Consider the following 26731-nt stretch of genomic DNA (forward strand, 5'->3'; position numbering starts at 1 on the left):
CATTTTTTACGAGATATGAAAGGACAAACTTTGAGCAAACGGTTATTTATCACTAATTTTTTTATCTTGCATTTTTGCAATTTTAAAATTAGTTATATTTAACAAATAGTTAAAGTGGTTACGTAACTATTTATTAAAATAACTGTTGCACTGTTCAAATCTCGTGCAGAACAGATTATCGCCAGCAATTGAGCAATATTTGAGCTATAAGATAATCTATTCTGGCGTTATTTTCAAAGAAATTATTCTCTGATTTTTATAATATTTCTGCTAAAAATGCTTGACACCTGTGATGCGGCACCATTCTTCTTTCTCAGCAACTGGGTCGATTTCAAAGGATTCGCGGTAAGCATCAGCGACACCTTCTGCTTGTGTTGCGAGAACACCTGAAAGTCCGAGTAATCCACCTGCACGTGGCAGTACGCTAATCATTGGCGCTAATTCACGCAATGGCCCAGCAAGGATGTTAGCAACAACCACATCGGCTTGGAGGTCTTGAGGTTGGTCTTTCGATAAGTAGAGAGATAAACGCTCTGAAACCCCGTTACGCTCTGCATTATCGCGGCTTGCCGTAATCGCTTGAGGATCAATATCGATCCCAATGGCATGAGCGGCACCGAGCTTGAGAGCGGCGATCGCTAAAATCCCAGATCCACAACCAAAGTCGATCACGGTTTTACCTTCTAAATCAAGGCTATCAAGCCATTGTAAGCACAGTGACGTCGTTGGGTGTGTACCCGTCCCAAATGCTAAGCCCGGATCCAGCATCACGTTAACCGCAGTTGGATCGGGAACATCTCGCCAGCTTGGGCAGATCCATAGGCGCTCACCAAAGCGCATTGGATGGAAGTTATCCATCCACTCTCTTTCCCAATCCTTATCTTCTAACTGTTCGATTTTATGGGCAAAACCAGCACCCAGCAGAGGGCTATTTTCTAATTGAGCAACAACGAATTTCATCTCCGTTTCTGCGTCAAATAAGCCAATCACATCGGTATCACCCCACAGGCGTGTTTCCCCCGGTAAGGGCTCGAAAACAGGGGTATCGTGGCTGTCTTGAAATGTCACAGAGACAGCACCCGTTTCGATCAATTCATCACCCAGTGCTTCTGCGTGTTGAGCTGTGGAGTTAATTTTGATTTGGATCCAAGGCATAGTGTTCCTTAAATGCTCGTTATAGTTTGGGTTATCCCATTGTAGGGGCAGATAACCCAAGTTATTCAGAGCATGAATGTCATGTTGCGAGACATACCAAAAAATAGGTCTCTAAATTAATTTGTCGCCAATTGTACTGGATTTTTGCCAAAAAGATTACCAACAAGAAACGCAATTAAGCTAAAAATCAGTGATGGCACGATGGCGTGGAAATCCATAATTTCGATTTTGAAGCTTGCTAAGATTGCATAGCAAACTCCCCCGACAACCATGCCACTTATCGCGCCCGTTCCATTGGCTTTTTCCCAGTACAGACCAAGTACTAATGGCCACAAGAAAACCGCTTCTAATCCTCCGAAGGCGAGTAGATTTAGCCAGATGATCATTTGTGGCGGGTTCCACGCGGCAATAAGAAGTAATGCACCTAGGATCAGGGTAGAAAAGCTAGAAATTCGTGCGAGCTTCTTCTCATTTTTTATTTGTTCAGGTGCCGCATTCAGGTAAATATCTTTGACGATGGTCGCTGAAGATTGCAGTAACTGAGCATTGATAGTGGACATAATTGCTGCCATAGGTGCCGCCAAGAAAATGCCAGCGGCAAAAGGCGGTAGCACTTGTACCATCAAGGTAGGGATAACTTGGTCAGGGATGGTTAGGTCAGGTAAGATTGCTCGGCCCAATGCGCCTGCGAAATGCATTCCAAACATCAATACAGCCATCACGATGGTGCCTAAAATGATACCGCGGTGAACTGCTTTACTGTCTTTGTAGGAAATACAACGTACCGCAGTGTGCGGTAAACCAATCACACCAAAACAGACCAAAATCCAGAATGAGGCTAAGAATGGCCCACTTAGGATATCGTCAGCGCCTTCAGGGGAGACTAATTTCGGGTCAATGGCCTGCATTTTTTCAATTGCAGTGGGTAAACCACCGGCGTGATAAATAATGGCAACGAGTAAAATCACTGTTCCTAGCAGCATGACCAGCCCTTGCAAGGCATCGTTTAGGACACTCGCTCTAAACCCGCCAATTGCGGTATACAGTGCGATGGAGACACCGAAGATAATTAGCCCATACGTATAGGGTATACCCGCAGCGGTTTCGAGCAGTCTTGCCCCGCCAATGAATTGCACGGTCATCGCGCCAAAGAAGGCGATAAGTAGGCTAACACTGGCGAACCACACTAAAAACCGACTCTGGTAGCGAGCATACAGCATATCGTTGAGGGTCACCGCATTATAACGGCGCGCCAAGATAGCGAATTTTTTGCCTAATACTCCCAGAGACAGCCAAATAGCAGGCAGCTGGATCATGGCAAGTAGCACCCAGCCTAGGCCATATTTATATGCAGCACCGGGCCCACCAATAAATGAACTTGCACTGATGTAGGTTGCAGTAATGGTCATGGCAAGGACGAACCCGCCCATTGAACGGTTACCTAAAAAGTATTCATTGAGGAATTCCCCTTTCGTCCGTTTCTTGTATGCGTAGACGGATAACAGAAAAACCAGCGCTAGGTAACCAATTAAAGGTAGAAGAACTTCAATCTGCATCCTTCTCCTCCAGAGGAATATCTTTAAAAATGATTTTAACCATCATAATGCAGAGCAAAATAAAGATGACGGGTACAATAAGGCATGACCACTCAAACCATAATGGTAGGCCAGTGATACCTCGCGTATTATCAGGTAGATAGGCACTAATTATCCAGCCTATCATGTATGCGATGGTCAAATAGAGAGACCAGCGCGCTTCCTTATTGGATTGAAGAAAACGTTTGTCCATCCGTTATTCCTCCTCACTCACATAAAAAATAATCAGGGATTGTACGATAATCCGTAGGTAGAGTGTAAGAAAAGGCATAAGAAAAGTGAGAGAAAAGGTGTTTAGTACAAAAAAATGCCGCAAAGCAGGGCGTTGCGGCATTTATTGACGATGAGTCAAACAGACAATTTCAAGACTACTCAGAAATGCCCAATTTTTTCTCTAAATAGTGGATGTTGGTTCCACCTTTTTGGAAGTTTTCATCGTTCATGATCATTTGGTGCAGCTCGATGTTGGTTTTGATGCCATCAACGATTAACTCATTCAATGCGTTTTTCATACGAGAGATCGCAATTTCACGAGTTTCACCATAGGTGATCAGCTTACCAATCATTGAGTCATAGTACGGAGGTACAGTGTAGCCTGCGTAGATATGAGATTCCCAACGCACACCGAAGCCACCTGGAGAGTGGAAACGTGTGATTTTACCTGGGCTAGGAATAAAGGTTTTCGGGTCTTCTGCGTTGATACGACACTCAACAGCGTGACCGTGAACCACGATATCTTCCTGTTTCACAGATAATGGTAAACCAGAGGCAATGCGTAATTGCTCTTTGATTAAGTCAACACCGGTGATCATTTCAGTCACTGGGTGCTCAACCTGAATACGGGTATTCATTTCGATAAAGTAGAATTCACCGTTTTCGAACAGGAATTCAAAGGTACCCGCACCACGGTAACCGATTTCAATACAGGCATTGGCACAGCGTTCACCGATGTTACGGCGAATTTCAGGGGTGATCCCCGGTGCTGGTGCTTCTTCAACCACTTTTTGGTGGCGACGTTGCATTGAACAGTCACGTTCTGCTAAATAAACCGCGTTGCCTTGGCCATCAGCCATGACTTGGATTTCAATATGACGTGGGTTTTCAAGGTATTTCTCCATGTAAACCATATCGTTATTGAAAGCCGCTTTCGCTTCTGCACGCGTCAGATTAATGGAAGATTCCAAATCTTTTTCGTTGCGAACCACACGCATACCACGACCACCGCCACCACCAGAGGCTTTGATGATCACAGGGAAACCGATACGTTTTGCGATGGTTTTATTTTTTTCAGTGTCGTTACCTAATGGGCCATCAGAACCCGGAACGCACGGAACTCCCGCTTTTTTCATCGCACTAATCGCAGAAACCTTGTCACCCATTAGGCGGATGGTTTCAGCTTTTGGACCGATAAAAATAAAGCCTGAGTTTTCAACTTGTTCTGCAAAATCAGCGTTTTCAGCCAAGAAACCATATCCTGGGTGAATCGCTTGTGCGCCTGAAATTTCTGCTGCGGAGATAATCGCAGGGATATTTAAGTAGCTTTTTGCAGAGGCTGCTGGGCCGATACAAATGGTTTCATCAGCCAGCAACACGTGTTTTAGATCGCTATCAGCCGTGGAGTGAACCGCTACAGCTTTAATGCCTAATTCTTTACAGGCACGCAAGATACGTAGTGCGATTTCTCCGCGGTTTGCGATGACAATTTTTTCCAGCATGGAGACGCCTCGTTATTCGATGACAACTAATGGCTCGTCAAATTCTACTGCATCACCGTTTTGCAACAGAATGGCTTTAACAACGCCTGCTTTGTCTGCTTCGATTTGGTTCATCATTTTCATCGCTTCAACGATGCAAAGTGGGTCACCAACGCTAACAGTTTGGCCAACTTCAACGAATGATTTCGCTTCTGGGCTTGGTGCGCGGTAGAAGGTTCCTACCATTGGTGAGCGAACTTGGTGCCCTGCAACGGTTGCAGGAGCCGCTGGTGTAGCCATCGCTTCAGATGGTGCAACAGCGTTTGCCAGTGCAGGTTGTTGTGCAACAGGTGCTGAGTAAAATTGTTGAGGTGCAGCCATAACCTGAGAAGCAGGAGCGACACGGCTAATACGTACTGACTCTTCACCTTCAGAAATTTCCAGTTCAGAAATGCCAGACTCTTCGACTAGCTCGATCAACTTTTTAATTTTACGAATATCCATGGATATGATTCCGTACTCTTATATTTGGATTGAATTAATTAGACGCACACGGTTAACTGCAGCTTGTAAAGCAAAGCTGTAGCCGTCAGCGCCTAGACCACAAATTACACCGACAGCCATATCGGAGAAATAAGAATGTTGGCGAAATGGTTCTCTCGCATGCACATTCGACAGGTGGATCTCGATAAACGGGAGACACACAGCCAGTAATGCATCACGTAGAGCTACGCTAGTATGTGTGAATGCAGCCGGATTAATGAGAATAAAATCAACATCATGGCGTGCAGCATGAATTCTATCGATGAGTTCATGTTCCGCATTTGATTGAAAATGACTCAATTTTACACCTAACTGGCCTGCTTCAACGCCTAATTTAGCGACGATATCAGCAAGAGTTTGGTTGCCGTACTTGTCTGGCTCCCGTGTACCTAGCAGGTTTAGGTTCGGCCCGTTCAAGAGTAAAATGTGAATATCTTCTGCCATTATGCTGCTAACTCCGACGATATATCAATAGTCCGACAACATAACGCGATGTTGCGCGTTTGTCATCTTTTATCATAAAAATAAATGGAATTTCTACTGACAAAGGACGCTATTATAATTATTTCGTGGCATATAGCAGCAAAATACTGGTCTTATCAGAGAAATTACCCGAATTTATTTTGTGAAATGTGCGGTAATCCGTATTTTTAACAGATGGCCGCACATATTCGGTTATTTTTCGCAAAGATTAACTAGGGTACGCCCAGTGACCTCATTTTTTAATAGTTTTCTTGCATATTCAGCGGCATCTTCCAATTTAATTTCAGAGCACACTTGCTCATAGAAAGACGCTGGCAGCAATTGTGCAAGGCGTTCCCACACTTTTGCGCGTTTTGCTGCAGGGAAATAGACAGAGTCGACCCCTTGTAGGCGCACATTACGCAAAATGAATGGCATCACACTGGCCGGTAGGTTAAAGCCACCCGCTAATCCGCACGCGGCGACAGCGCCGTTATAATGAGTTTGTGCCAGCAAGTTTGCGAGCAACTCCCCGCCAACGGTATCGATAGCACCTGCCCAAAGCTGTTTGTCTAAAGGTTTTGCCGGATGAGTAAAATCACTGCGCGGTAGGACGCGTTTTGCGCCTAACTTCTGCAAATAGGCGTTATTTTCTTCGCGACCCGAAATCGCGACTACGTCATAGCCTAATATAGATAGCAATTGAACCGCGGTACTTCCGACACCACCACTTGCTCCGCTGACAACAATTTCACCTTTATCAGGCGTAATACCTGCATCCTCTAAAGCATTCACACAGAGCATGGCGGTAAAACCTGCCGTGCCGATAACCATCGCCTGTTTTAAAGAGAGTTGTTCAGGAAGTGGGGTTAAATAATTCGCGGGAACACGGGCTTGGGATGCTAAGCCGCCCCAATGGGTTTCACCAACCCCCCATCCCGTCAATAATACATGTTGCCCAACTTGAAAACGCGGGTCTTCACTGTGGTGAATAACCCCAGAAAAATCAATCCCTGGAACCATCGGATATTGTCTGACAACACCCGCTTTTCCGTTGATGGCGAGGGCATCTTTATAATTTAGTGTGGACCAGTGAATATCGACTATAATATCCCCGGCAGGTAGCATTTCCGTTGTCAGAGATTGGATATCAGCGGTGATTTTTTCATCGGATTTGTTTAGGACGAGAGCTTTCATCGTTCACTCCTAGTGAAATGATTAAATATGTCATTTAAAATGCCGAAAAATTAAGGGTATTTCATTGACGTAATGAGGGTTCTTAAGCTATTAATAATGTAATTATTTTGTAAAAAATCATTTTTTTCTGGCATAAATAGGCTTTTATCATGCAAAATAACGCATCGCGACGAATTCATTTTGCGTACTAATACAAATTTGCCTCATTTTTGGTAGATAGTAGAGCGAACACTCGTGAAATTCATCTGATTTGTAGTGAAAATAACCAGTGCGTAGCAATAATAAAAAGATATAAATATTATTTGAACTTGTAGTCACAATTACTTGTCACACTGGGAATACAAACAATGGAGTATATAACAGCCAAAGAGTAGGGGTTATTTTTACGTAATTCTATCTAGTGATGGAAAAAGTGAAATTAATATCTATTTTTGAGGTTTTTATCTGCTTCGTTTAGATAAGAAGCATGTACAGTACGGTACGTGAAAAATAGATGAATTGACCATATTTATAGAAGCAGCTCATTAACGTCTTGAGACCGCTTCAAGTGGTTGGTAGAGTAGACGGGTTTACATTCGTCCCCAGCTTGCAGGATAACTCTTTCGTTATGTTTAAAAAATTTCGTGGCATGTTTTCTAATGACTTGTCTATTGACTTGGGTACGGCCAATACCCTCATTTATGTCAAAGGACAGGGCGTCAAATTAAATGAACCCTCTGTAGTAGCCATCCGTCAAGACCGCGCAGGTTCGCCGAAAAGCGTGGCAGCAGTCGGTGGTGAAGCTAAACAGATGCTGGGACGTACACCAGGTAATATTTCTGCAATCAGACCAATGAAAGACGGCGTAATCGCTGACTTTTTCTTGACTGAAAAAATGTTACAACACTTCATTAAACAAGTTCATAGCAACAGCTTCTTGCGTCCAAGCCCGCGTGTGTTGGTTTGTGTGCCAGTCGGTGCAACGCAAGTTGAACGTAAAGCCATTCGTGAATCTGCCTTAAGTGCAGGTGCGCGTGAAGTCTTCTTAATTGAAGAGCCTATGGCTGCCGCTATCGGTGCAGGCCTCCCTGTATCTGAAGCAACCGGTTCGATGGTGGTTGATATCGGTGGTGGTACAACTGAAGTTGCTGTTATCTCATTAAACGGTGTCGTGTATTCATCCTCTGTTCGTATCGGTGGTGACCGTTTTGATGAATCCATCATTAACTATGTTCGTCGTAATTATGGTTCACTGATTGGTGAAGCAACGGCTGAGCGTATTAAACACGGTATTGGTTCTGCATTCCCTACTGATGAAGTGTTTGAAATTGAAGTCCGTGGTCGTAACCTTGCTGAAGGGGTTCCACGTGGTTTCAAAATGAATTCCAATGAAATCTTAGAAGCATTACAAGAGCCGTTAACGGGTATCGTTAGCGCGGTTATGCTTGCGCTGGAACAGTGTCCGCCTGAATTAGCGTCTGACATTTCAGAACGCGGAATGGTCTTAACGGGTGGTGGTGCACTTCTTCGTAATTTAGATCGCTTATTAATGGAAGAGACTGGTATTCCAGTTATCGTTGCAGAAGATCCACTAACCTGCGTCGCCCGTGGTGGCGGTAAAGCGTTAGAAATGATTGATATGCACGGTGGTGACCTGTTTAGCGAAGACTAAATGGCCAACTATAAGCAGTTAGGTCGATACCTAGCTGCTTTGACTATTTTTGATCCTCTGACATTAGCGAAACATAGCCGCACATGAAGCCCATTTTTAGGCGAGGTCCATCCCTACAGTTACGCATCTTTTTTGCGGTAATCATTGCACTTGTGCTGGTGGTGATTGACCATCGATTCGAGCCCTTCAATAAAATCCGTAACTATTTAGACACGGCGGTAAGCCCATTCTATTTTTTAGCTAATGGTCCACGCCAGTTTCTGGATAACATTTCAGAAAGTTTCTCTTCTCGGGAACAGCTGCAATTTGAAAACAAAGCATTGCGCCAAGAGTTGTTACTGAAAAAAGCCGATAACCTGTTACTGGAGCAGCTTAAGCAAGAAAATGCACGCTTAAGGGAACTGCTCGGCTCTCCGTTACGCCAAGATGAACACATGATGGTGACGCAAGTTATCTCTGGTGCGAACACGCCTTATCGTGACCAAGTTGTGATTGATAAAGGCAGTAACGAAGGTGTTTATGAAGGGCAACCCGTTATTAGTGATAAAGGCGTTGTCGGTCAAGTGGTGGGTGTGAGCAACTTTAATAGCCGTGTGTTATTAATTTGCGATACCACACATGCCCTTCCTGTACAGGTGCTGCGCAATGATGTGCGTGTTATTGCTGCCGGCTCAGGGTGTGCGGATGATTTACAGCTTGAACCATTGCCTGAAAATACGGATATCCGTGTTGGAGATGTGCTCGTTACCTCTGGCCTCGGTGGACGCTTCCCTGAAGGTTACCCTGTTGGGGTCGTCTCAGCGGTTAAACATGATACACAGCGTGCGTATACCATTATCAGTGCGAGACCAAGCGCGGAGCTGCAACGTTTACGTTATCTGCTTCTTTTGTGGGGTAATGATAGCGATCCGAAAACACCATTACAGCCTTCAGAAGTCTACCGTGCAGCGAATGAACGCTTAATGAAAGTGCTCCCGCAAGTTTTACCGAATCCAAGTGAAATTCAAGGGCCACCACTGCCACCATCAATGGCACCGCAACCATAGGTAAAGGAAACGTTATTATGGTTATGGGTAGGAGGAATGAATTAAATGGATGAATACCGTGGTAATGGGCGAGCGATTATTTGGCTGTCCTTTATTATTGCGCTGATTTTGCAAGTCATGCCGTGGCCGGAACAGCTTAACTTTTATCGGCCATCATGGCTGCTGCTGATTTTAGCGTATTGGGTGATGGCGCTGCCACATCGCGTGAGCGTCGGCACCAGCTTTATTTTAGGTATTATTGTTGATTCCATTCAAGGCTCAGCTCTGGGCGTTCATGCTCTTTCTTTCAGTATTATTTGTTATCTCGTCGCCTATAAACACCAATTATTACGTAATATGGCGCTATGGCAGCAAGCGCTGGTGATTATGTTATTGACCGTTATTCAAGATTTGGCGGTATTCTGGGCTGAATTTTTATCATCTCAGGTATTATTCCATCCGCAAGTATTCTGGAATAGCCTCGTCAATGGTATCCTGTGGCCATGGTTATTTTTGCTTTTACGAAAAATTCGTCGACAGTTTTCAGTGTGTTAAGGGTTTAGCTGTCGTTTCTGACGGGAAATATGTTTTATGAATTTAATCTATCTGGCATCAGGCTCACCTCGTCGACGCGAATTGGTGCAATATCTTGACTACTCTTTTGAAATTTTACGTCCAGAGGTAGAGGAACAGTGGCAACCGGGTGAGACGCCTGAAGGCTATGTGCAGCGTCTTGCGCGTGATAAATCCTTAGCTGGTGTTGCCATGGCACCCGAAGATAAGCCTGTCTTAGGGGCGGATACGATTGTCGTTCTGGAAGGGCGGATCCTTGAAAAACCCCGTGATAATCAACATGCCCAAGAGATGCTCAGTGCGCTAGCGGGTAAAACTCATCAAGTGATGACTGCTATTGCCCTTTCTAATCGCCAACAGACATTACACGAATTGATTGTGACAGATGTGACATTCAGCGGGTTATCTTTACTTGAAATACAGGATTATATACAGTCAGGTGAACCCATGGATAAAGCAGGTGCCTATGCAATTCAAGGTCTTGGTGGGCGTTTTATTCGGAAAATTAATGGCAGTTACCACGGCGTAGTGGGTTTGCCTTTGGTCGAAACAAATGAATTAATTCAACGATTTTTAGCGTTAGGTGATGGTAAGGGGAAGTCATGACAGCGGAACTATTAGTGAACATTACACCATCTGAAACGCGCGTAGCTTATATTGATGGTGGGATCTTACAAGAAATACATGTTGAGCGAGAAGCAAAAAGAGGACTCGTAGGGAATATTTACAAAGGCCGCGTGAGCCGCGTTCTACCCGGAATGCAGGCGGCCTTTGTTGATATTGGTCTGGATAAAGCCGCTTTTTTGCATGCATCAGATATCATGCCGCACACCGAATGCATTGCGGGTGATGAGCAAAAAAATTTCCACGTTAGGGACATTGCTGAGCTGGTTAAACAGGGTCAAGACCTGATTGTGCAAGTGGTGAAAGACCCGCTGGGCACCAAAGGTGCTCGTTTGACGACAGACATTACGCTACCTTCACGTTATTTAGTTTTCATGCCGGGGGCTTCCCATGTCGGAGTTTCTCAACGTATTGAAAGTGAAGAAGAACGTGAACGCTTAAAACAGTGTGTTGCCCAATATTGTGACGAAAACGGTGGCTTTATTATTCGTACCGCAGCGGAAGGTGTGGGTGAAGATGACGTTAAGCAAGATGCTGCTTTCTTAAAACGTCTTTGGGCGAAAGTCATTGAACGGAAAAAACGTAATGTGACTCGCACTAAAATTTATGGTGAATTAGCGCTCGCTTTTCGCATTATCCGTGATTTTGCAGGCGCTCATCTCGACAGAATTCGCGTTGATTCCCGTTTGACCTATACTCAATTACAAGAATTTATCGAAGAGTATGTGCCGGAAATGACGGCAAAACTGGAGTTATACCAAGGCAATCAGCCCATTTTTGATTTATTTGATGTTGAAAATGAAATTCAACGGGCGATGGACAGAAAAGTTGAATTAAAATCAGGTGGCTACCTGATTATCGACCAAACTGAAGCCATGACCACCATCGACATCAATACGGGGGCGTTTGTTGGCCATCGTAATCTAGAAGAAACTATTTTCAATACCAATATTGAAGCAACTCAAGCGATTGCACGCCAGCTACGTTTGCGCAATTTAGGCGGGATCATCATCATCGACTTTATTGATATGACTGATGCTGAGCACCGTCGCCGTGTATTAGCCTCATTGGAACAAGCACTTAGCAAAGATAAAGTCAAAACCACGATTAATGGTTTTTCACAGCTTGGCTTAGTGGAAATGACCCGTAAGCGGACAAGGGAAAGCCTTGAACACGTACTGTGTGATGACTGCCCAACTTGCCAAGGCCGTGGTACGGTGAAATCAGTGGAAACGGTATGTTATGAAATTTTACGTGAAATCGTGAGGGTTCACCGCACGATCGACGCTGATCGCTTCTTGGTGTACGCATCCCAAGCCGTGGTAGATGTGCTTAAAGGGGATGAATCACATGCACTGGCGGAAGTGGAAATCTTCGTTGGGAAGCAAGTGAAAGTTCAGACTGAGCCGTTATACAGTCAAGAACGCTTTGATGTTGTGATGATGTAGCTGTTTGCTTAAAGGAGAAGTGAGTGAAACGACTGCCACGTGTAGTACTGGTGACCACTGCGGTTATTTTATTGCTGTGCGCGCTGGTGCTGACAGGGCTGCGTTTCCTTCTACCGAATATTGATAGCTATCGCCCCGATCTTATTGCTTATATCGAAAAAAAGGCAGATGTTTCGGTTCAGATAGGCGAGATGGAAGGGGCATGGCGCTATTTTGGCCCCGTTCTTACGCTATCCGATGTCACGTTGCAAAGTGACACAACGGATGTTAGCGCTAAGCAAATTCATCTTGAACTCGATATCTGGAACTCATTGTTTTCCCTACGCTGGCGCTTTCGCGACCTGACTTTCTACCAGCTGAATGTTGATTACAAAGTCCCTTTCTCGTTTGAAGGCTCTGGCGAAGGTGAGTCATTAGATGGCGTTGAAGATTTGTTTTTACGTCAATTTGACCATTTTACGTTAAAAGATAGTCAACTGACTTTCCTTACCCCCTCAGAGCAAAAAACCACGTTAATTCTGCCAGAACTTTCTTGGCTAAATGAAAATGAACGTCACCGTGCGCAAGGCTTTGTTAGCCTTGAAACCATCAATAAACAGCATGGCTATCTGCAAGTTAAACTGGATGTGTCAGATAAAAATGGTGTGCTGAGTGATGGTATTTTTTACCTTCAAGCGGACAATATTGATATGCAGCCTTGGCTAAGCCGCTGGCTACGTGACAATACCTCATTGCGTGATGCTAACTTTAGTTTGTCCTCATGGATCAGTTTAAAAGACAATCGTATTGAAAGTGGGTTGATCCAGTTGCGCCAAGGGGAAGCTAACTGGGGGGAGGGCGAGCTAACCCAAAATCTGCAAGTTAATGATTTACTGCTACGCATGAAAAGGCAGGGAAATGGCTGGCTATTTAATATTCCTGAACTTGATACATTAAAAACCAATGAATTTATTTGGCCGCAAGGTAGTGTATCGGTGCTGTATCTGCCTGCATCGAAAAAATACCAAGATAACGACCATTGGCGTGTTCGAGCAAAAAATATCGAGCTTGAGCGCTTAAGTGAAGTCTTGCCGACATTTTCATTTCTTACGCCAGATATGGTGCAAGATTGGCAGCATCGCAAGCCCACGGGTGTGGTGAGTGAATTTGCCCTAGATGCGACACAAAATAAGCCTGAATCTCTCCAAGTTAGCGTCGATTGGCAAGATGTCAGTTGGCAAAAATGGAAGGAGCTTCCTTCTGTGGATCATTTCTCTGGTGTATTAATTGGGGGAATGCAAAGTGGTGGTATCTCTTTCAACCTGCAAGACAGCAAAGTTGACTATCGTGATGAATTTAAAGCGCCGTTTAATATTTCCACTGCAAAAGGGCAGCTGTATTGGGCGGATAACGACAGTGAATTTAAACTTTGGAGCCCTGCCTTAGATGTGCAAGCCACATCTCTATGGGCGAACGGTGAATTTCGCTATGCCAAAGCCAAAAAAGGCAACTATGCCGATTTAGCCATTTTGGCAGGTATTCGACTGGATGATGCCGGGGATGCATGGCGTTATTTTCCGCAAAAATTAATGGGCCAAGATGTTGCTGACTACCTGACAAAAGCGATTATTGCAGGGAAAGTTGACAACGCTACATTGGTGTATAAAGGCGACCCTGCCAATTTCCCGTATGACCATAATGATGGCCAATTCCAAGTGTATGTGCCACTGCAAGATGCCACTTTCGAATATGACAGCGAATGGCCGGCGTTACTCAACTTGGACATGGATTTAGATTTTCGGCGGGCAGGCCTGTACATGCATGCACCAATGGTCAAACTGGCTGATGCCACGGCAACCAACCTTGATGCGATTATCCGTGATTACACCGAGGAGATGCTGTATATCGATGCGGATATTAGTGGCACAGGAAAGCAAATTCAGCAATATTTTGTACACACACCGATGAAGCATTCCATCGGTGACACCTTGGAAGAGCTACAAATTGGCGGCACCGTGAATGGGCAGCTTGGTTTATCTATTCCGTTAAGTGCGGGGAAAGATGTTGTCGCAAAAGGGAAGGTTAACCTTAATAAAAATGATTTATTCATTCAGCCAATTGATAGCACTATCTCGTCTTTAACGGGCAGTTTTAGCTTTAATAATGGCGACTTGGTCGGTGATAAGTTACAGGGGCAGTGGTTTGGGCAACCTATCTCGGTTGATTTTACGACGCTGACTGGTTCGAAAGATTATCAGGTTGATGTGAATATCGCAGGAAATTGGGCGCTGAATAAACTGGCGATGCTCCCCGATGAAATCAAACAGAAAGTATCGGGTACCAGTGATTGGAAAGGCCATGTCTCGATTAACTTACCTGACTCAGCGAAAGCAAAAGTGGGCTTACAAATTGATGTTACCGCAGGCCTTAAGCAGCTAAAAAGCCAGTTACCAGCCCTAAACAGTGAATTGTTAGCAGAGTTGGGGCAAATTAACGTTCAAGCGAAAGGCGATACTGAGCAACTGACTATCGGTGGTGATATTGGCAAGCGCCTTGGCTTTAATACCCAATGGAACTTAAGCGATAAACCATTAAGGTTACTTAAAGCGCATGTTGCCCCATGGCAAAATCAAGTTCCAGAATTACCGAAAAATGCCGCGATGGTTGTTTCACTTCCTCCCGTTAAGGCCATGGATTGGGACAAACTCGCAGGGTTGCTCGTTTCATCAAATAGCCGCCAAGGTGGAGCCAATATTCGCCTTCCTGAAGTGCTTGAGGTTAAACTCGCCTCCATTTATTTGGGCGGGCAGTACTGGAAAGATTTAAACTTTTCCTATGATTTACAACGTGATGAGCAAGTGGTTAGTGTGGATAGCGAAAACCTAAAAGGCTCGCTACAAATCTATGCAAAACAGCCTTGGAAAGTGGCGGTTGATTACTTGTATTACAACCCAAGTTCAACGGCGGACAGCACAACAGGCTCTGAGCGCGTTGACTTCAGCCAATGGCCGCAATTAAATATAACCTGTAAAGAGTGTTGGATTGCAGGACAAAAACTGGGTGAGATTAGCGCAAATATCATTCCGAAAGGCGACTCACTGCAACTGATCGACGGCACGTTAAACAATAGTGCCATGCAGCTAAAATTGGATGCTATCTGGCACAGTGGTAACGGCAATAAAACTGAAGTGGCGGGTTCCTTAACGGGGGAAGCTTTCGATGAAAGCGCGGCTTATTTCGGTATGTTGGTGCCCATTATTGAGTCCCCGTATACGATAGAATTTAATTTAGACTGGGCCAATCTACCTTGGTCACCAGACATTGCTTCATTAAACGGCAAGCTATCGGCGAAACTGGGTAAAGGGGCCATCGCAAAAATGGGCGGTGGGCGTGCAGGGCAGATCCTGCGCTTAGTCAGTTTCGATGCCTTGTTGCGTAAGCTACAGTTCGATTTTCGCGATACATTTAACAACGATTTCGATTTTGACTCAATTAAAGGTGATGCGACTTTGCATAACGGTGTGATGACATCTAAAAACACGGTTGTGGACGGCTTAGTTGCGGATATTGCTTTAAATGGTGAGGTTGACCTTGTTAAACGTCAAATTAACTTAGAAGCGGTCATTACACCTGAAATTTCTGCTACAGTAGGAGTAGCAACCGCGTTTGTCGTCAACCCATTTGCTGGTGCTGCGGTATTCGCGGCAACAAAAGTGCTCGGTCCATTATGGAGTAAAGTTTCTGTGATTCGTTATCGCGTAACAGGTAGCTTGGACGAGCCAAAAATTGATGAAGTATTACGTCAACTAAAGGAGACTCAAGAGTAATGAAAAATGGTAACGTTGCACTTTTGCAGTTATGTAGCGGAAATAATACTAAGCACAATTTGGCGCAAATAGAGCAGCAAATCAAACAGTTGCCAGAGACTGTTCAGTTAGTTTTGACACCTGAAAATGCATTGCTCTTTGCCGATGCGGCGACTTACCGTAAACAAGCTGAGACCCAAGGGAAAGGCCCTCTGCAAGACGCTATTAGCGCTATGGCGAAACGGTATAATGTGTGGATCCTCGTTGGGTCGATGCCGATGATCAGCCGTGAAGATCCTGAACGTATTACAAGCAGCAGCTTATTATTTGATTCCGAAGGTAATATCAAAGCTCGCTATGATAAAATTCATATGTTTGATGTGAATATTGAAGACGAGCAAGGAAATTATAACGAATCAGTCATTTATCAACGTGGTGAACATATCACTGTGGTGGATACCCCAGTTGGTCGCTTAGGGATGACGATTTGCTATGATTTGCGTTTTCCTGGCTTATTCCAAGCACTGAGAGAACAAGGCGCAGAAATTATCTCTGTTCCAGCCGCATTTACCCGCTACACTGGTCAGGCGCACTGGGAGCCATTACTGCGTGCCCGTGCGATTGAAAACCAATGCTATATTTTGGCACCTGCTCAAGTGGGTGTGCATGGAACCCGCCGCACGTGGGGCCATAGCCTTGCTGTTGATGGCTGGGGTAAAGTGATGAAAAAGAATGTGGATGCAGTGGCATCGACAGTATTGAATATCAAAACAGACAGCTTGAGTGTCATGCGTGAGCAAATTCGAGTGGTAAAACATAACCGCTTCAGACCGCAACTGACCTCTCTGATTAAAAAAGACGCAACCAAAGAGTAACGAATATGAGTTTAGCTTCTGTCAGCGAACATTTGCTGGCCGCCAACCGCCTTGGGCAAGAAAATCTGTATGACATTTTAGGGTTATTATCTGAGCGCCATCTGGATTACGCGGATCTGTTTTTCCAATCAAGTTTCCATGAATCTTGGGTGCTTGAAGATAGAATAATCAAAGATGGCTCTTACAATATTGACCAAGGTGTTGGTGTAAGAGCGGTATGTGGTGAAAAAACAGGGTTTGCTTATGCAGACCAAATTTCACTGCAAGCGCTAGTGCAAAGCGCGACCGCAGCACGAAGCATTGTGAACGAACAAGGCTCTGGTAAATCACGTGTCTTAAGCAATGTTGAGTACAAAAAATTGTATTCTGTAGCCGACCCGTTACAGAGCTTATCTCGCGAACAAAAAATTGATTTATTGCACCGTGTCGACCAAGTCGCGCGCGCCGAAGACCCGCGTGTTATCGAAGTGAACGCAAGTTTAACGGGGGTTTACGAGCAAGTGCTAGTTGCTGCAACCGACGGCACATTAGCAGCAGATATTCGCCCGTTAGTACGCCTTTCCGTGAGTGTATTAGTTGAACATGACGGCAAACGTGAACGCGGTGCCAGTGGCGGCGGTGGTCGTTATGGTTATGAATATTTCTTAGAAATTCACCAAGGTCAAATCGTGGCTGAGCAGTATGCCCGCGAAGCTGTACGTATGGCGCTGGTGAATTTATCTGCCATTGCTGCCCCTGCGGGTATGATGCCTGTAGTATTAGGTGCGGGTTGGCCGGGCGTATTGTTGCACGAAGCCGTTGGTCATGGCCTTGAAGGTGATTTCAACCGCCGTGGTACATCTGTATTCTCTGGGCAAATGGGCGAGCAGGTAGCTTCACCACTGTGTACCGTGGTGGATGATGGGACGATCGCAGGTCGTCGTGGCTCCCTTGCTGTCGATGATGAAGGGGTACCGGGGCAATATAACGTTCTAATAGAAAATGGTATTTTGCGTAATTATATTCAAGATAAACTGAATGCACGCCTGATGGGAGTTTCCCCGACAGGTAATGCACGTCGTGAATCTTATGCGCACCTGCCAATGCCGCGTATGACGAACACTTACATGCTTGCAGGCTCTTCAACACCAGAAGAAATCATTGCTAGCGTCGATAAAGGCATTTACGCACCAAACTTTGGTGGTGGTCAGGTTGATATCACCTCGGGTAAATTTGTATTTTCAACCTCTGAAGCCTACTTGATTGAAAATGGGAAAATCACATCGCCAGTGAAAGGGGCAACACTGATTGGCTCTGGTGTTGAGGCGATGCAGCAAATTTCCATGGTGGGTAATGACCTTGCATTAGACAAAGGCGTGGGTGTATGTGGTAAAGAAGGCCAAAGCGTGCCTGTAGGCGTTGGTCAGCCAACGTTGAAATTGGACAAAATGACGGTAGGCGGTACTGCATAATTTTGCGATCTTCCACGCAATAGCGAGTTAAACGGCAGCCTTTGCGAAAGCATGGGTTGCCGTTATTGTCATAATGAAGGTACTAAATGAATAAAAGAGTCATATCACTAGTATTGATGGCTATTTTGATTGTGCTGAGCCTGTATTTTCGCGGTGGCGATGTTCAAGATAAACCACAGGCAGACAAACCTGCGGCTTCTGAACAAACAATCACTCAAGAAAATGCCCAGTCAAAAACCATTGACCAACTGACTGAGCAACAGAATGTCGTTAGTTATATGCAGAAATACCAAAAACTTCCTGCATTTTACATAACGAAAAAAGAGGCGAGGCAAGCCGGTTGGGATGCCAAAAAAGGCAACCTTTGCGATGTGTTACCAAAGCGGGCTATTGGGGGCGATCGTTTTTCGAATCGTGAAAAATCGTTGCCTATCGCAGATAATCGCCAATGGTTTGAAGCGGATATCAACTACCGTTGTGGGCACCGTGGGGCCGATCGTTTGCTATACTCTTCAGATGGGATGATTTTTGTAACTCACGACCATTATAAGAGCTTTAAACAAGTCAATTAAAGGAAACGTAGCGATGAGCAAACAGGTGATCTTTGATTTTCGCCAGATAAACACATTGAATGATTTTTATCAGCAATTTGCTCAGCAATTTTCGCTTCCAGATTGGTTTGGCCATAATCTCGATGCTTTGTGGGACATGGTTTCCGCAGGCATTGAGCTTCCCGTAACCATTATTTTTAGCCATATGAGTGCAGAACAACGCATCGAATTTGCCGATGTTATTGATGTGATGAATGATGCACAAGACATGTGGGAAGAAGAATTTGTTTTTGCGTTAGATATAACAAAAAGCTCTAACTGATCACCCTATCACTCATGGTACAGTCTAAGCAAGACAACTGAGTTGATAGGAATTCTAGGATGAGCCACTTCACTTCGGCGTTACAGCCACTAAAAAATCAAAAATTCGTTATTATCCATGGCTATACAGCTTCTCCCGAAAAAAACTGGTTTCCGTGGCTAAAAAGCCAGCTTGAAGCCCTTGGTGCGCAAGTGGACGTGCCAGAAATGCCAGATGCTTTATCCCCAGATCCAGAAAAATGGCAGCAGCGCTTGCAACAGCTTCCTTTTGATATTGATGAAGAGTCCGTTCTGATTGGTCATAGTCTTGGCTGCGTTACCGCATTGCGTTTTTTACAAAATAAGCAGCAAGCTGTTAAGGGGTATATTTTAGTGTCTGGTTTTGATGAAGAGCAACAGACGCTACCTGAGCTGCGTAGTCATACCTTAAGTCCACTCGACCATACTGCATTAATTGACATCGCCGATAAGCGTATTTCAATCATATCCACCAATGATGAGATTGTCTCACCATCGTCATCAAAAGCGCTGGCAGAAGCGTTAAATACGCAGGTTATTTTAGAAGAGAATGCAGGGCATTTCCTCGACAGAGAAGGCTATACGGCGTTTCCCACCTTGCTTGAGGTAATTAAACAGCAGTTTGGTTAAGGATGTGAGGGCAGGTTGGGGACGCCTGCCCAATTATCTCATTAATTATTATCGAATGGTTGGCCTTTTAATAATGAATCGAATAATTGTTTAGTTTCCTTATTCGGCTCATTATCGTGGCAACAAGTTAAAAATGCTTCTAAATCAATAGGCCAAGTCTTTCGTTCCCAGCTAAATAGTGCTTTTAGTGCCATATTACGGTTACGTACAACAGGGCTTTGCAATGCACATTGAATGAGTGGTAAGCCTTGTCCGGGGAATCGGTGTAATTCTTGGAGTAGAAAATCCAGTTTGCCATGTTGTTGATACTTAGGACCAATACCAAGAATATCTTCTGGACCAGATGATATTTTATTTAAATCTAATTGCTGTTCAGCAAGTTTAATGACTCGCTCGGCTTGCTCGTTATCCTCGGTCTTCATCAACTCAAACCATAAATCACTTTCTACATTGGCTAATTGTTTTTCATAGAGAAATGAAAACACCTCTTGCCCTCGTGATTTCGCAACATAAATAGCTTCGCTAAAAACGGCACAATCTGAGCTATCTAGGCCTTGTTTGATGAGGTTTTTCCAATCGGGACTATCGAGAATAGATTTAGACAATGCAATAATCTCATTACTATTATCATAGTGTTCTTGGTTTTCGCTGAAAAACTCATGTATATGCTGCACAGTAAAGTAATAAGCTAATAAATAGTCGTGCTGCGATACTTGCTTCAAATAGTTAAAGCAGCAACGAGATGCATCCTCGTAGTCATGAATATCACGTGCAGGACCTCCATTTAGCAGTGCTTGAAGAATATCGGTTGCTGCGGCTAATAATGTGCTATCTACTCGCATTTCAAGTGCATCACTAAGGTGAGCATGGGTTGCACAGTTCCAAGCGGTGTACTCTGGCATTACGTCATTTTTATAGCCTGTTAAAAGCATCCACTGACGGGTTTCTTCGTTTAAGGGGGTTGGCATCCGCTCTATGAGCTGCACACGCCCCCAACCTTCAACTCGTTTCGCCATTTTTAGCCACATAGCTTCATATTCATCTGGTGATTCAATCATGGCATGTACAGGGAAAATGGCATAAAGCGTCAACTCATCGTGGGCGGCGAGGCAGTACAAGGTATTTAACCGTTCGAGGCTTGGGAAGAAAATCGTTAATGCCATTGCGAGTTTAACGATATTTCGGTCAGGGCTATGGTATAGCAACCAATCAGTAAACTCGGCTAATTTTATGGCTGAGATATCTTGTTGTTTAACAATCAGTTCAAGAAAATCATCAATATATGAAATAGGCGTATTTTGTGCCGCATACTGATAAAACTGGAGAACAGAGGTTTTATCCCCTTTTTCAACCGCAGGTTTCAAAAGCAAGTATAGCGTGTCAATATCCGTTTCACTTTGCCCTGAACCATGATGTCCTAATACACCATCTTCTGCGCCATTCGCCCAACGAATTTCAGTATCATCATTGTCTGTTGAATCTGGGAGCTCTGAGAGTGATTCGGGCAATGGAGTCAGTTCTTCTTGCCATGAGCTTAACTGTTGGTAAATCGATATTTTACTTGCATCCCATACAACTGGGTAACCAGATTGTTTCTGTCCAAAGATTGAGGATAACCATTTTTTCATTTTTGTTACTATCCTTTTGCTTTTATTATTTCTGAAGGGATGAAATATAGATTAAACCACTTAGCGTTTGAGAGTCATGTTTGAATTTTTCTCAAAGAGAAAGATAACCAGGAACACAATCTTCCAATAGGGCGATCAGTTCAGGGTCCATATACTGATAATCATCAGGAATGTCCAAAACATGAAGGGGTTTGTGCTCTAGTAGCCGTGCAAAATCGGCTTTAAGGTGGTTTTTATGTTTTTGTTCCATCACAAAAATCACATCCGCCCAACGGATTAAATCGGCATTGATGGGGCGTTTCGCGTGGCGGCTTGTTCCCGCTGAACGGGTGACCCAGCTTGCATGATTGCGCCAGATCTGTTCAGCGGTTGGGCTACGCCATTGATTTTTACTGCAAATGAATAAAATATTCACTGATCGTTTTGTGCCTCATCAAGGCTATTACGCACCAGTTTGGCACTGCTTACTTGCGGGTAGGCCATGCCAAGTTGAGCTGCGCGGATCATTTTTTCACTGCGCCCATACATTTGCTTCCAGTTTTTTTCTGGCGCATAACAGTCGACAAGGCGAGCGTTCAGTTGATCACGTGATTTATTGGTACGAGCTTGGGCTCTGCGCCATGCTCTATTTCGAGTATTATCCATATCTTCCTCATAATTTATCGGGGTTCAGCAGCCGCGATAATACGGGTCAGAGTATGACTAACAGGCGAATAGTACGCCGCTTTACACGGGGTATCAATGGAAGGGATGCTTTTTAGGATTTTCCCCTAGCGCCCCAAAATAGGCGTAGGGGAAAACGATTAGGCGATTTCAGACTGGTCTTTCAAATATTGGAATATTTGACGATACGCTTTTGGCGGCTTGTTGCCTTCACGTTCTTTTTTCGCATTACGCACAAGGGCGCGCAGCTGTTGTCTGTCTGTTGTTGGGAACAACGTAACCACTTCTTCAATCACATCATCACCCCCTTCCAGTAAACGGGTGCGTAAATCTTCCAATTTATGCAGAATGACGATTTGCTGGTTATGGCGGTTTTTCAGTTTATCAAGGGCTTCGGTAATCGGTTCCACTTCACGTGAACGCAATAATTTACCGATAAGCTGTAATTGTCGACGGCGACCTTCACGTTTGATTTTCTGAGCAAGCTCAATGGCCTCAAGTAGTTGAGTGTCCAATGGAATACGTTCAAGCTCGCTTTTACTTAAATCAACGAGTTCAGCCCCCAGTTTTTTGAGGATCTCAGCATCGCGTTTAATTTCGCTTTTGCTGACCCAAATGATCTCCTCGTCTTCTTCGTCTTGCGGCGCTGGGATGTCATCCAGCCAGTCATCAGGCTGTTTGGCCATATCGATTTTCCTTTTTCCAAACACAGTAGTGAAATTACGCGTAATTAATATGATTTACTGCGTTGTGAGTGTTAACATTTGACTATTATCTATTGTAACTGGGAAAACCCCTTTATGACTACCTAGCATTTGCATGTTAGGGCAGAAAAACATTTTCCCCACATTATTGGATTGAATGCATGAGTGTAACCGAACAAGTCACAGAACAACGTAAAAAACTCGAAGATGCAGTTGCGCACGCATTAGAATTTGCCAAATCACGTTGTGATGCCGCGGAAGTGGCGGTGAATAAAAGCACGGGGATCAGCGTCAGCACCCGTCAAGGTGAAGTTGAAAATGTGGAATTTAACAGTGATGGCGCGTTAGGTATCACTGTTTACCACCAACAGCGTAAAGGTAGCGCATCTTCAACAGATTTAAGCCCAGAAGCCATTGAGCGCACTGTTCAAGCTGCTATCGATATTGCGAATTATACCTCTGAAGACCCGTGTGCGGGCCCTGCGGAAAAATCATTACTGGCGTTTGAAGCGCCTGATCTTAAATTATTCCAAGCGACAGCGCTGTCCCCTGAAGAAGCCATTCGCTTAGCGTCTATTGCAGAAATGTCAGCGTTAAATGCGGACTCGCGTATTGTAAACACCGAAGGCGGTAGCTTTAATGGCCACTACGGCGTGCGTGTGTTTGGTAACTCCCATGGCATGCTGCAAAGCTATTGCTCAAGCCGCTATTCTATGTCGAGCTGTGTGATTGCAGAACACAATGGCGATATGGAACGTGACTACGCTTACACCATTGGTCGCAGTGTGGATGCATTGAAATCCCCTGAGTGGGTTGGTCAAGAATGTGCACGCCGTACGCTAGCGCGTTTATCCCCAAGAAAACTGCCAACCATGAAAGCTCCCGTGATTTTTGCCTCAGAAGTCGCGACAGGGCTGTTTGGTCACCTTGTTGGGGCGATCAGCGGCAGCAGCATTTACCGTAAATCGTCATTTTTATTAGACAGCCTCGGCAAACAAATTTTACCAAGCTGGTTAACCATTAATGAGCAGCCGCATTTAATCGGCGGTTTAGCCTCTTCTCCTTTCGATAGCGAAGGTGTACGCACAACTGAGCGTAATATCGTAGAAGATGGCGTTCTGCAAACGTGGCTAATGACCAGCTATTCTGCTCGCAAACTGGGCTTACAGAGCACAGGCCACGCGGGGGGAATTCATAACTGGCGTATCGCTGGGCAAGGGCTTTCTTTTGATGCATTGCTCAAACAAATGGGAACTGGTTTAGTTGTTACTGAGTTAATGGGCCAAGGTGTAAGCGGTATTACGGGGGATTACTCTCGTGGTGCATCAGGCTTTTGGGTTGAAAATGGCGAAATCCAATACCCTGTTAGCGAAATTACTATCGCAGGCAATCTAAAAGATATGTGGGCCAATATGGTCACTATTGCTGATGATATTGAAACTCGTAGTAATATTCAGTGTGGGTCTGTGTTGATCCCTGAAATGAGTATTGCGGGGGAGTAACGCTTTCCCTGTCAAACGAACAACTTTAAGCGCCTAATATATTTTATTAGGCGTTTTTACTTGATGATAATATTATCTAATTTATTGATTTATAAACTGTCATGTTATTGTCGTTTCTCTGTCGCTAAGGCGTCGTGGTCAAAACTCTATTGAGTTGACAGTATAGCCATACACGAAGATTGCGAGGTCTAAGGTAGGTTATTATGGAAAACAAAGTCAAACAGCTCAGATTGGCAAGAGCTTGGTCGCAAGAGCAACTTGCTCAATTGTCATCGCTAAGTACAAGAACGATTCAACGCATTGAAAATAATGAAGTGCCAAGTTTAGAAACACTGAGTGCGCTCGCATCCGTTTTTAATGTGAGTGCATCAGAGCTAACTTCTGAGCCTTTACTCGAAAGTAGTGAGCTGGATAGCCGCATAGAAGAGGCGAAAAAGCGGGTTAATGATGAGGCTAAGCTACTCAAAAACATCATCATTGCGATTGCGGTGTGCTCTGTATTGTATATCGTTAACTTTGTTTATACCCCAGAACGTCATTGGCCAATTTGGGTGATGTCTATTTGGGGTGGGTTATTAGCGATAAAGGCGATTAGGCTCTTTTTATTGGATAAATTTTTTCGTCAGTGGCAACACAAAAGGCTATTGCGTATAACGAAAAAACCGTAGCTTCATCTATCAAGATAACTAGGTACAAAAAAGGCACTCAATGAGTGCCTGAATATGCCAGAAGACTTGCCTGAGTTTCTCAATAAAACTTTTTTCGCTAAGCCATCCTTAATTCAGCAAGTCGAAATTAACGGTGAAATTCGCCAGCCGCTTCAGGCTGATAGACGATTTCAAGAACACGAACACGTGTTTGCACACCGTTTGGCAGTTCCCAACTAATTTCGTCACCCGTGTGCATGCCTAATAGCGCTGCACCGATAGGCGCCATAACAGATAACTGTTCTGCGCTATCTTTTAGCGAAGCAGGGTAAACGAGTGTACGCGTGCGCTCTTCGTTGCTAATGAGGTCTAAAAAGCGGACGGTACTGTTCATTGTGACCACATCAGCAGGGATTTCTTGTGGGCTAAGAATGTCTGCACGGTCAAGTTCATCATTGAGCGCTTCGGCAACAGGGGTACCTGCGTAAGCCGGCTGTTCCATCAGTGCATCTAAGCGTTCAGCATCTAAATCATTGATAATAATTGTTGGCTTTGTCATACCACACTCCAATAGAGACGTACAAAGCAAACACCCCCCACCCAGAAGGTAGGGGGTGTCGCTATAAATAAAATTTGATTAAAATATTAGGCGCTATGCGCTTTAAAGGGAAGAGATCAGGATCACGATCTCCAAGCCTGCCTTTGTAAAAATACGCATATTGATATTTTTATTGTTAGGCTGAAGTAGGTTATTCTTTTTTGAGCTCATCAAGCTCATCAAACCCACTCTCGAACAGGTTAACAATGGCGGCTAATGCCTGATTTTCATCTGTGCCACTAACCTCAATATCAATTTTACTGCCTTGTTCCGAGTCTAACATCAACATTGCAATAACGCTATCAGCCTCAGCCTCAATTTGGCTATTATTGCGCAAAATAACCTTAGAGTTAAATTGTTGAACTAAATCATAAAGTAACATGGCCGGTCTGGCATGCATACCAAGGCGATTTTTCAGTGTTATTGTGGCTTTTACCGTCATTTCAGCTACTTGCGTTTTTCGAGCGTCCGGTGGCGCGATTGCACGTTTTTGCCACGGGAACGGAAATAGTCAGCAAGTTGTTCGGCAACATAGACAGAACGGTGTTTACCCCCAGTACAGCCAATTGCGACAGTTAAGTAGCTACGGTTGTTGGTTTCTAACATCGGCAGCCATAACTCTAAATAGCTACGGGTTTGGTAGATAAAGTTATGAACTTCAGTATGCCTATCCAAGAATGCAGCGACAGGGCGATCAAGGCCTGTCATTGGGCGCAGTTTTGGGTCCCAGTGTGGATTGGGTAAAAAGCGCACATCAAAAACATAGTCTGCATCAATAGGAATACCGTGTTTGAAGCCGAAGGACTCAAACACCATAGTCAGTTCACGTTCGCGTTTACCCATTAAACGGGTTCTGAGCATTTCTGCTAGCTCATGAACAGACATTTCAGAGGTATCGATGACTAAGTCTGCCCGTGAGCGTAGTGGCTCAAGAAGCTCATTTTCTTCATCAATGGCACTTTCAAGAGAAAGGTTCTTACTTGAAAGTGGGTGTAACCTACGAGTATCACTGTAACGGCGGATCAGAGTGTTGCGATCAGCATCCAGAAATAAAAGTTGTGGAGAGAAGCTTGCAGGTAGTTTATCAATTGCTTCTTCAAACACTTCTGGATTGTCGGGCATATTACGCACGTCAATGCTCACCGCTGCTGAGATATTACGATCAGCGAGTGAATTTGCTAACTCCGGTAATAACACAACCGGTAGGTTATCCACGCAATAGAAACCCATATCTTCCAGCGCACGTAAGGCAACGGATTTCCCCGAACCGGAACGGCCGCTGACAATCATCAGCACCATGAGCTTACTCCCTTTCGTTTCCTAATGATGTATGTCTTAATAAACTGTGTTTTGTTATTTCTAACGATAGAAACCATAACAATATCATTAGG

27 protein-coding genes are annotated in these 26731 nt (G+C 44.4%); 13 read left to right on the plus strand and 14 right to left on the minus strand.

The annotated features are described in order from the left end of the window. Positions 1–270: 270 nt before the first annotated feature. The 7 genes from prmA to acuI all read right to left on the minus strand — a co-directional run bounded on the left by prmA (position 271) and on the right by acuI (position 6646). A complete protein-coding gene (gene prmA, locus AC4IFT_RS14965; RefSeq protein WP_490751726.1) occupies positions 271–1155 on the minus strand; it encodes a 50S ribosomal protein L11 methyltransferase in 885 nt (294 codons plus the stop codon). Between the two features lie 116 nt (positions 1156–1271). After that, positions 1272–2711, minus strand: coding sequence for a sodium/pantothenate symporter (gene panF, locus AC4IFT_RS14970; protein ID WP_490733480.1), 1440 nt, complete (start codon positions 2709–2711; stop codon positions 1272–1274). Then, positions 2701–2943 (minus strand): YhdT family protein, encoded by a 243-nt coding sequence (locus AC4IFT_RS14975; RefSeq protein WP_225818540.1) that lies wholly within the window; start codon positions 2941–2943, stop codon positions 2701–2703. Before AC4IFT_RS14975 ends, panF begins: the two co-directional genes overlap by 11 nt. A gap of 175 nt (positions 2944–3118) precedes the next feature. Further along, a complete protein-coding gene (accC, locus tag AC4IFT_RS14980) occupies positions 3119–4465 on the minus strand; it encodes an acetyl-CoA carboxylase biotin carboxylase subunit (RefSeq protein ID WP_490733478.1) in 1347 nt (448 codons plus the stop codon). 12 nt (positions 4466–4477) lie between these two features. Beyond that, entirely contained in the window at positions 4478–4948 is a 471-nt protein-coding gene (gene accB / locus AC4IFT_RS14985) for an acetyl-CoA carboxylase biotin carboxyl carrier protein (RefSeq protein ID WP_273802911.1), read from the minus strand. Between the two features lie 18 nt (positions 4949–4966). Then, complete coding sequence (aroQ, locus tag AC4IFT_RS14990; RefSeq protein WP_219244594.1) at positions 4967–5431, minus strand: type II 3-dehydroquinate dehydratase; 465 nt, start codon at positions 5429–5431, stop codon at positions 4967–4969. 231 nt (positions 5432–5662) lie between these two features. Next, positions 5663–6646, minus strand: coding sequence for an acrylyl-CoA reductase (NADPH) (gene acuI / locus AC4IFT_RS14995; protein ID WP_490751727.1), 984 nt, complete (start codon positions 6644–6646; stop codon positions 5663–5665). A gap of 607 nt (positions 6647–7253) precedes the next feature. Between acuI and AC4IFT_RS15000 the strand changes: the two genes are divergently transcribed. The 11 genes from AC4IFT_RS15000 to AC4IFT_RS15050 all read left to right on the plus strand — a co-directional run bounded on the left by AC4IFT_RS15000 (position 7254) and on the right by AC4IFT_RS15050 (position 19598). Next, positions 7254–8297, plus strand: coding sequence for a rod shape-determining protein (locus AC4IFT_RS15000; protein WP_047756254.1), 1044 nt, complete (start codon positions 7254–7256; stop codon positions 8295–8297). 83 nt (positions 8298–8380) lie between these two features. Then, positions 8381–9343, plus strand: a complete 963-nt coding sequence (gene mreC, locus AC4IFT_RS15005; protein WP_490733473.1) for a rod shape-determining protein MreC — start codon at positions 8381–8383, stop codon at positions 9341–9343. Positions 9344–9388: 45 nt separating this feature from the next. Then, on the plus strand, positions 9389–9877 hold the full coding sequence (gene mreD / locus AC4IFT_RS15010) for a rod shape-determining protein MreD (RefSeq protein ID WP_219244591.1): 489 nt from the start codon (positions 9389–9391) through the stop codon (positions 9875–9877). A gap of 36 nt (positions 9878–9913) precedes the next feature. Beyond that, entirely contained in the window at positions 9914–10501 is a 588-nt protein-coding gene (locus tag AC4IFT_RS15015; RefSeq protein WP_490733470.1) for a Maf family protein, read from the plus strand. After that, positions 10498–11967: a ribonuclease G gene (rng, locus tag AC4IFT_RS15020; protein ID WP_353243674.1), complete on the plus strand. Its 1470-nt coding sequence runs from the start codon at positions 10498–10500 to the stop codon at positions 11965–11967. Before AC4IFT_RS15015 ends, rng begins: the two co-directional genes overlap by 4 nt. A 23-nt stretch (positions 11968–11990) precedes the next feature. Next, entirely contained in the window at positions 11991–15773 is a 3783-nt protein-coding gene (gene yhdP, locus AC4IFT_RS15025; RefSeq protein WP_490751729.1) for an AsmA2 domain-containing protein YhdP, read from the plus strand. Beyond that, positions 15773–16627: a deaminated glutathione amidase gene (nit1, locus tag AC4IFT_RS15030; protein ID WP_490733466.1), complete on the plus strand. Its 855-nt coding sequence runs from the start codon at positions 15773–15775 to the stop codon at positions 16625–16627. Before yhdP ends, nit1 begins: the two co-directional genes overlap by 1 nt. Before the next feature lie 5 nt (positions 16628–16632). Then, entirely contained in the window at positions 16633–18078 is a 1446-nt protein-coding gene (gene tldD / locus AC4IFT_RS15035; RefSeq protein WP_490733464.1) for a metalloprotease TldD, read from the plus strand. A gap of 86 nt (positions 18079–18164) precedes the next feature. Beyond that, on the plus strand, positions 18165–18650 hold the full coding sequence (locus tag AC4IFT_RS15040) for a ribonuclease domain-containing protein (protein ID WP_490733462.1): 486 nt from the start codon (positions 18165–18167) through the stop codon (positions 18648–18650). 13 nt (positions 18651–18663) lie between these two features. Next, entirely contained in the window at positions 18664–18951 is a 288-nt protein-coding gene (locus AC4IFT_RS15045; RefSeq protein WP_490751730.1) for a barstar family protein, read from the plus strand. Between the two features lie 59 nt (positions 18952–19010). Continuing rightward, entirely contained in the window at positions 19011–19598 is a 588-nt protein-coding gene (locus AC4IFT_RS15050) for an RBBP9/YdeN family alpha/beta hydrolase (RefSeq protein ID WP_490751732.1), read from the plus strand. Between the two features lie 41 nt (positions 19599–19639). Here the strand turns inward: AC4IFT_RS15050 and AC4IFT_RS15055 are convergent, their stop codons facing one another. The 4 genes from AC4IFT_RS15055 to yjgA all read right to left on the minus strand — a co-directional run bounded on the left by AC4IFT_RS15055 (position 19640) and on the right by yjgA (position 22575). Beyond that, complete coding sequence (locus tag AC4IFT_RS15055; protein ID WP_490751733.1) at positions 19640–21226, minus strand: hypothetical protein; 1587 nt, start codon at positions 21224–21226, stop codon at positions 19640–19642. Positions 21227–21317: 91 nt separating this feature from the next. Then, on the minus strand, positions 21318–21641 hold the full coding sequence (locus tag AC4IFT_RS15060; RefSeq protein WP_490751734.1) for a low molecular weight protein tyrosine phosphatase family protein: 324 nt from the start codon (positions 21639–21641) through the stop codon (positions 21318–21320). Beyond that, positions 21638–21871, minus strand: a complete 234-nt coding sequence (locus AC4IFT_RS15065) for a hypothetical protein (RefSeq protein WP_490751736.1) — start codon at positions 21869–21871, stop codon at positions 21638–21640. Before AC4IFT_RS15065 ends, AC4IFT_RS15060 begins: the two co-directional genes overlap by 4 nt. 158 nt (positions 21872–22029) lie before the next feature. Beyond that, positions 22030–22575, minus strand: a complete 546-nt coding sequence (yjgA, locus tag AC4IFT_RS15070; RefSeq protein WP_219244580.1) for a ribosome biogenesis factor YjgA — start codon at positions 22573–22575, stop codon at positions 22030–22032. Between the two features lie 179 nt (positions 22576–22754). Here yjgA and pmbA point away from each other — a divergent pair, with 179 nt between their 5' ends. Both pmbA and AC4IFT_RS15080 read left to right on the plus strand, forming a co-directional pair. Then, positions 22755–24095, plus strand: coding sequence for a metalloprotease PmbA (pmbA, locus tag AC4IFT_RS15075; protein ID WP_206083542.1), 1341 nt, complete (start codon positions 22755–22757; stop codon positions 24093–24095). Positions 24096–24298: 203 nt separating this feature from the next. Beyond that, positions 24299–24763, plus strand: coding sequence for a helix-turn-helix domain-containing protein (locus tag AC4IFT_RS15080; RefSeq protein ID WP_490751737.1), 465 nt, complete (start codon positions 24299–24301; stop codon positions 24761–24763). Positions 24764–24890: 127 nt separating this feature from the next. Here the strand turns inward: AC4IFT_RS15080 and rnk are convergent, their stop codons facing one another. The 3 genes from rnk to rapZ form a co-directional block, all read right to left on the minus strand. Continuing rightward, complete coding sequence (rnk, locus tag AC4IFT_RS15085; RefSeq protein ID WP_219244577.1) at positions 24891–25301, minus strand: nucleoside diphosphate kinase regulator; 411 nt, start codon at positions 25299–25301, stop codon at positions 24891–24893. Positions 25302–25491: 190 nt separating this feature from the next. Continuing rightward, positions 25492–25782: a PTS phosphocarrier protein NPr gene (gene npr / locus AC4IFT_RS15090; RefSeq protein WP_490733449.1), complete on the minus strand. Its 291-nt coding sequence runs from the start codon at positions 25780–25782 to the stop codon at positions 25492–25494. Positions 25783–25787: 5 nt separating this feature from the next. Beyond that, positions 25788–26639 (minus strand): RNase adapter RapZ, encoded by an 852-nt coding sequence (rapZ, locus tag AC4IFT_RS15095; RefSeq protein WP_206083546.1) that lies wholly within the window; start codon positions 26637–26639, stop codon positions 25788–25790. Positions 26640–26731: the final 92 nt, after the last annotated feature.

The sequence above is a fragment of the Providencia sp. UF-183 genome, assembly GCF_058246155.1.